The sequence below is a fragment of the Pseudoflavonifractor sp. 60 genome (assembly GCF_009911645.1).
GTDB lineage: Bacteria > Bacillota > Clostridia > Oscillospirales > Oscillospiraceae > Lawsonibacter.
Genome location: NZ_QWKI01000273.1, coordinates 1 through 6651 on the forward strand (window position 1 = coordinate 1; position 6651 = coordinate 6651).

10 protein-coding genes are annotated in these 6651 nt (G+C 50.3%); 1 reads left to right on the forward strand and 9 read right to left on the reverse strand.

The genetic code is table 11. The annotated features are described in order from the left end of the window. Both D1646_RS21340 and D1646_RS21345 read right to left on the reverse strand, forming a co-directional pair. Positions 1 to 262 (reverse strand): DUF3847 domain-containing protein (locus tag D1646_RS21340; protein WP_160638374.1); only part of this gene is annotated, 262 nt, incomplete at its 3' end. Between the two features lie 110 nt (positions 263 to 372). Beyond that, positions 373 to 774: a sigma-70 family RNA polymerase sigma factor gene (locus tag D1646_RS21345; protein ID WP_160638375.1), complete on the reverse strand. Its 402-nt coding sequence runs from the start codon at positions 772 to 774 to the stop codon at positions 373 to 375. A 294-nt stretch (positions 775 to 1068) separates the two neighbouring features. On the opposite strand from D1646_RS21345, the gene D1646_RS21350 reads away from it, so the two are divergent. Further along, on the forward strand, positions 1069 to 1416 hold the full coding sequence (locus D1646_RS21350; protein WP_160638376.1) for a helix-turn-helix transcriptional regulator: 348 nt from the start codon (positions 1069 to 1071) through the stop codon (positions 1414 to 1416). A 56-nt stretch (positions 1417 to 1472) separates the two neighbouring features. Here the strand turns inward: D1646_RS21350 and D1646_RS21355 are convergent, their stop codons facing one another. From D1646_RS21355 to D1646_RS21390, 7 genes are all read right to left on the reverse strand, one after another. Beyond that, the gene (locus D1646_RS21355) at positions 1473 to 1658 is read right to left on the reverse strand and encodes a cysteine-rich KTR domain-containing protein (protein WP_160638377.1); all 186 of its coding nucleotides are present in this window, start codon (positions 1656 to 1658) and stop codon (positions 1473 to 1475) included. Positions 1659 to 1737: 79 nt separating this feature from the next. Continuing rightward, a complete protein-coding gene (locus D1646_RS21360; RefSeq protein WP_160638378.1) occupies positions 1738 to 1905 on the reverse strand; it encodes a hypothetical protein in 168 nt (55 codons plus the stop codon). Beyond that, positions 1902 to 2567, reverse strand: a complete 666-nt coding sequence (locus D1646_RS21365; protein ID WP_160638379.1) for an ATP-binding cassette domain-containing protein — start codon at positions 2565 to 2567, stop codon at positions 1902 to 1904. The genes D1646_RS21360 and D1646_RS21365 overlap by 4 nt, the downstream gene beginning before the upstream one ends. Before the next feature lie 14 nt (positions 2568 to 2581). Then, positions 2582 to 3967 (reverse strand): ABC transporter permease, encoded by a 1386-nt coding sequence (locus D1646_RS21370; protein WP_160638380.1) that lies wholly within the window; start codon positions 3965 to 3967, stop codon positions 2582 to 2584. Between the two features lie 13 nt (positions 3968 to 3980). Next, complete coding sequence (locus D1646_RS21375) at positions 3981 to 4421, reverse strand: ABC transporter permease (RefSeq protein WP_160638381.1); 441 nt, start codon at positions 4419 to 4421, stop codon at positions 3981 to 3983. Between the two features lie 27 nt (positions 4422 to 4448). After that, on the reverse strand, positions 4449 to 5183 hold the full coding sequence (locus D1646_RS21380; protein WP_160638382.1) for an ABC transporter permease: 735 nt from the start codon (positions 5181 to 5183) through the stop codon (positions 4449 to 4451). A gap of 314 nt (positions 5184 to 5497) precedes the next feature. Continuing rightward, entirely contained in the window at positions 5498 to 6532 is a 1035-nt protein-coding gene (locus tag D1646_RS21390; protein ID WP_347565269.1) for a HAMP domain-containing sensor histidine kinase, read from the reverse strand. Positions 6533 to 6651: the final 119 nt, after the last annotated feature.

Below are 6651 nucleotides of genomic sequence, written 5' to 3' on the forward strand. Positions count from 1 at the left end.
CCTGCGCTTTTTCCGCCGTCTCCGTTGCTCCCGGCAGACGGGAAAGGGCGATTAGGAACTCTTTGAGGGCTTCTCCTTCCATACTGGCGGTGAAGGGAAATACGCCCTCCATGATTGCGCCATGCACGATCAGGCGGTGATTCCGGGCGTGGCGCTCTGCGTCCCTCTGCTTGTTCAGGAGAATTTTTACTTGCTTCTCATACTGTTGGGCTTCCTTTTTGGCTTCGTCACGCTGTTTCAACAGGGATTCTTTTTTGTCCATTGGCATCTCTCCTTACATGAGCGAGGGGGACAAGCAGCCGCTTGTCCCCATCTGCGAAATTTGAGGGGACTGCCCTCTCCTGGTAAGCCACTTACGGGCTCCTGGTGGGGTCAATCCAGAAAGAAATTTTGAAATTTTTTTCGGACAGCTTCGATAGAATCTCGGACGGCGGACTTGGAGCAGCCGTATAGCAATCCAATCTCATCATAGGTATAGTCGTACAGCGCATAGAGTAAAAATCGCTCCCGCTGAATTGTTGTGCAGGTGTCCAAAATGGACAGCAGCAGAGCCAAAGTTTCCCGCTGACATACGATGTCCTCCGGTGTGGGCTGGTAGGGCAGCAGGCCCTCGGCAGCGACTATGTACTCGTCAAACTCCCGATCATCCCAATGCCGCCGCTTTTCATGGGAAAGATTCTCGGCCTTCCGCCTGCCCTGGTCGTAGCATTCGGCCACATCGTCGCTGACTTCAACGGACACCATACGCCCATTGATTTTGATGGTGATCTCCATCCTGTTTTCCTCCTGTTCAGATTTGGGTTTTGCAAAATCTGAACAGGAGGCGGGGATCGGCACCGGGGTAATCCGCCCGGCCTATTTATTAGTGTGAACCGCAGTACACCGCTTGGAGTATGACCGCCCCTTACAGAGCATTGAAATTCACATATTCCTTACTGAACGGCGCATTATGACCCACTAAGAAACTCCCTCCTTTTTATTAGTGAATTGAGATACATATAAAAGCCGAATTGTGGTGGATTCAATCGAAAGGGCGCATATTGTAGAATGTCCTTGAGGTGAATTGTGATGGATTTTATTCATACATTGGGTAACATTGTGAAAAAGGCCCGCAAGCGGCTTGGCCTTACCCAGTTCAAGGCTGCTGAAATCTGCTCTATTGATTCGCGCACAATCTTGAACATTGAGAACTATCGAGGAAATCCGAAAATGACGGTTTTGTTTCCTCTGGTTCGTGGGCTTCAGATAGATTCCCAAGAGATTTTCTATCCTGGCATGGAGATTAAAAATCCATCTGTCAGCCAACTCCGGTTTCTGATTGAAGATTGCACCGAGCAGGAGGCTGCCGCGCTGATTCCCGTTGTCCAGTCCGTCCTGGGTGCAGTTAGGTCAAACGCCGCTGCCGAGATCAAATAGGCCGCAAAACAAAAAAGAGCCTGCATCCTTCGTCAGTAGGAAGCAGGCTCTGCGCTTTAAGCGTCTGGCTCGTCACTCAACACCATTTTCAGTTGAGCCACCGTCACCCGGATTTCCTTTTTGCACTTGGGACAGTACAATGGAAATCTTACTAAAACGGTATCGAAGTACACCTTTGTTCGTGTTCTGCTGCCGCAGACTGGACAGCACACCCAATGGGAAGATTTATCCTTTTCGTTCACTCTCAATTACCCTTTCCGGCAGCAATCACGCTCTGCGTTTAACGTCTGGCTTTTGCGATTACTGTTGTCATAATCAACATTAAGACTGCCCTTTCTGCTGATTTCGCACCTTGGCCTGCGCTATGGTTTCTTTCACACGTTCAGGAGAAACACGAAGCGCATCAAAGGCTTCTTTGAGTAACTCCTGTTCGCTGGAAGAAAGCTCCGCTTTTTCATTGAAAGAAGCGATTGCACTCTGTTTTTTCATTTTCTTTTTCTCTCCTTTTCTACTTCAGATACATCCGAAATCTGTAACTCTCCTTTACGGAGCCGGAAAACCACATCAGCTTCTTTCGCCAGCTCGTTGGAGTGCGTCACGATCACCACGCATTTACCTGAGTTGTGGGCGCTCTCTTTGAGAATAGTCGTAATTTCAGCGGCGGTATCCTCGTCCAGATTCCCGGTCGGTTCATCAGCCAAAATAACCTGTGCGTCACTGGCCAGGGCGCGGGCAATGGCTACACGCTGCTGCTGGCCCCCGGACAGCTTCAGCACGTTCCGCTTTGCTTCTTCTGCGGTCAGACCCAACTGCTCCAGGATGGGGAACGGCGGATGCTTTGCGGTCAGGGCTACGTTTTCCACCGGCGTTAAGTAGTCGATCAGGTTGTAGCTCTGGAAGATGAACGCCACATGACTGCGCCGGTGGTCGGCAAGGCCGGTCTTTGCAATATCCTCGCCCTGGTACAAAATCTGGCCGCTGGAAGGACTGTCCAGACCGCCCAGCAGAGACAGCAGCGTGGTCTTCCCGCACCCGGAGGGGCCGAGGATGGCGTACATTTTGCCCTGTTCCATTTGGGCGTTGATGCCCCGCAGAACTCGCTTTTTGTTTTCATAGGAATATTGCAGGCCCTTTACTTCTAAAATGCTCATAATCAAAATCTCCTTTAGCTCATTTGTGACAGGATGTTTTTCGGCTTCATTTTTACGATTGGCAGGGATGCCAGCGTTACGGCAGCGGTGCAGAGGACGATCCCCAGCAGATAGACCCAAAGCAGATGCTCCACGGTAATGTGAACTTCGATGCTGTCAGGGGCTACCATGTTCGAGGTGTCATAGGGGATATACTGGCCGGTGATGTCCAGATATTCCGTCCCATCGTCAGGGGTTTCAATCTCCGGGATAGGCTGCGTTTCCGCTACTTGACTGAACAGCAGATTGCTCGTTCCCTGTGCAATCGCTCCGCTGGAAAAATAGGACAGGCCAAAGGCAATCACGGCAATCATCAGTGTTTCAAGGATGTACTGCGCCACAATTTTGACTTTGCTCACACCGATAGAAAGCAGGATGCCCGTTTCATGCGTCCTTTGCTTGAGCCACATATTGAGAATCAGCGCCAGAATACCGATACTGACAATCACGATCCCGATAATCAACCCCGTCACCATGTTCTGCATAGCGGTCAGAGAGGATGCCACGGCTTCATAGGCGGTATTATCAACAGTCAGCTTGAAGCAGCTCCAATCCAGGTCTAACTTCTGTATCTGCGCCGCGATTTTATCAATGTCCCTGGGGTCGTCCACGAAAAACTCCACGCCATTGTCGTACTGGATCACATTGTGCATCATGATCTCCTGCATGGCCTTGTGGTCGATAATCAGACGATTTCGCTTATCTGTTGATGTAGTGGTAAATCCCCCATCGTCCATTGTGCTTTTATAAATGCCAACAATTTTCAAGGTTACATTGGGATAACCGCCAGCGTCATAGCAGCATTGCACAGTGATGGTGTCGCCCAGCTTCAACCCGTTTCTTTTAGCAAGTGCGGTACTGATTAAGACGGAGTGATCGTCCTCCGGGGTGATATGCCGACCCTCGACCAGCATGAACGCCCCTCGCCGGAAATAGTTGAAATATTCGGAGTTTGAAACAGAGGGAAGGCGGCTGTAATCGCTCCCCGGCCCAAAGCTGAAGCCGGAGATAAAGGAAAAATTCATTGCAAAGACACTGCCATCACCTGCACCGTTATAGCTGCGGATGCCCTTGACGCTCATGACCTTCTCAATATCCGCGTCTGTAATCGGTGTACCAGTATAGCCCACCATCGTACCGCCAACGCCCTGCTGATATGTCCAATTCTGGCGGTTGTCCTTGTCCAGCTCCAGCTTGATGCTCCCGCCCACGGATTGCCGCAGGCTTAATGCGGACTGGTCTGCCGCTGCCAGGATGGAAAGCCCAGTCAGGACAAATGTAGAGATCACGAACAGGGTCAACAGCAAGATCAGTGTTTTTCCTCTTTTCCTGGTCGTGTAGAAAAATGCTCTCTTTATCATATCTGCGTCCTCCTTAACTCATTTTCGATAAGATTTCTTTGGGATGAAGCTGGAAAATTGGATATGCAGCTATCATCACACCAGCAATCACAGCAAGAACCTCGATCCCGTACTGCAAAAGCAATTTCCAGGCCGGAAGGTCAATACTGACTGCGCCGACCATATCCCGCAGGAACGTCCCGATCTGCATAGCGGCAAAATAGCTGACGGGACAGGAAAAGAGGAATGTCAACAGCAGAATCGCCGTGGTTTCAATTAAAAACTGTGCGATGATATGCCTTCTTGCTACTCCAACTGCCAGCAGAACGCCGACTTCATGGATACGGCCCCGGATACGCATGGCGAGTATCAGAAAGAGGACAATTATGCTAACGGTAATTGCTGAAACGATCAGGAGTGTTGTCAGCCGTCCAATGGTTGAAAGCTGATAAGCAATAGCGTCGTACTCTGCCATGTCCACCAGAAGCGTGTAGTCCTCCCATTAGAGCGGCACATCCTTCTTGACCTGTTCCATAACCGTTTCCAGTCTGGCCGGGTCACTGACAAAGAAATCCACCCGTCCCGAATAGGTTCCGGCTGCGCTTTCCGTCAAGGCCCAATAGGTGCTGTGGTCTGTGAAAATGGTGTCGTTGTCAAACTCCATGCTTGGGTCGCTCTCATAAATGTCGATGATCTTCACCGTTGCCGCTGGGCCTAATGACAATTCACTGCAAATATCCAGTTCGTTTTCCTCTGCCAGCTCCCGGCTGACCAGGGCAGCGTACTGATCGTCTTGGTTGATATGCCGTCCTTCAGCCAGCGTCACAATGCCGCTGGTGAAGTTTCGGTTCCATACAGATGATGTATTGGCAGAGATCGTGCCAGACGGCATACCAGAGGGGAAAATGAATCCGCTGGCCGTTGCGGTGGCCGATTGCTGAGCATTGCAGGCTTTGATTTCGGTGCTGTCCGCAATCAGGTCAATGTCTTGCTGGGAAATGGGGGCAAACTGCATGGCGAAGTTTGTCTCGTCCGCGCTGAACTCCATCGGCTTTCCACGCAGCGTAAAGGACGCACCTACCGTTTCCCGCAGATTCGTGGCTGCGGCCTGGGTTGCGCTCAATACGGAAAAACTGATTGTAATGAGAATCGTAATCAGCGTAAAGAGCAGGAACAGGGTCAGGCTTTTTCCTCTTTTTCGCGTGTCATAGAGAAAGGCCCGTTTCAGAACATTCAAAAAAAGATACCTCCTATCAATGTGATGGAGGTATCTTAGCACTCTAATGTGGAGCTATTATGGGTGGTATGTGGATCTAATATGGAATTTGCGTGTCAGAAGAAAATTTGAAAGGACATACCTTTTATATTTTCGGACGGTGCAAATGTGTAGGAAATATCGAGGGATTTCAAAATCGTGGAAACGAGGTACAGCCCTAACCCATTTCCCCCCGCTGCCCGGTTGCGGCCATAGTCGGGCCGGTAGAACGGCTCGAAAATATGGGCAAGGTGTTCCGGGGGGATGGGGGTACACTCATTCTCTATGACAAGCTGCTACCCCTTGCAGGAAATATGAATCACTCCGTCCGGCTTGGTATAGGAGACTGCATTTGCCAAAATATTTGAAATGGCCTTTTCAATCATGCCCTGCGGGAGATGTACGGTATATGGTTCGCTTTCCTCGATAGAGAACGCAATGCCTTTGGCTTTTGCGATGATTTGATACGGCTCCATGACCGTTCCAAGAACATCTGTAATCAGAAAGTCGGTCTGTTCCTGTTCTCCGGCAAACTCCGCCCTGGATGCGTCAAGGATTTCCTTTATCATTTGGGCAAGCCGGTCTGTCAACACTTTGCATTTGGCGAGGTAGGTGTCCCTGTCCTTGTACTTCCCAATACCAAGGATCATATTTTCCAGCATGGCGCTGACGGCGGTAACGGGCGTTTTCAGTTCGTGGGACGCTGCCCGCAGAAAATTCGACTTTTGAATATCAGCGGCTTGTACCTTTTCAATTTCCTGCTCTAAGGTCTGAATGGTGGATAGAAGTGTTTGATATAAGCTGTTCACATTGTCAGCCAACATTCCCAACTCGTCCTGCGTGTCATTGGGACAATGGGCGTCAGGCTCCAATTTCCGCATTTGCTCCGCTGCGGCGCTGATCTGCTCAATGGGCCGGGTGAACATTCGGGAGTAGGCCAGGGCGAACAAAACAGAGATTACCATGCAGAGAATGGCGGTAAACGGCAATATCATCAGCACGGCACTGACAGCATCCTCAATGTGCTGACGGGAAACAACAGCGGTAATGCTCCCGACCCCGTCTGCAAAGCCCTGTTCTACCTTGAAAAAATCCGCACCGCCCAAAGGGTTCTCTGCCAAGGAGATTTCCAAGCCATCCTCTGTGGCAGTTGCAATAACCGTCACTTCCACTTTGCCGTCAGGAGAAGGAGTGGCGTCGGTTTCTGCTTTCAGCAAGTCCATGTGGTAAGAGAAACCGTCATATTCAACGGATACATTTGCAGTCCATTTCGTAGCAAAGTCCATCACACAATTCAGCCGTTCATCCGGCGAGGTTGTGGTGATCTGCACAACCAATCGGGCGGTGTCTGTCTCTAAGGCTTTTTCCTGCTGATATAGTTACCACAGTTGAAAAGCGGTACAAAGGGCATCATCAAAGGAAAAGACAGCGGGAAGGATTTTTCTCAAAA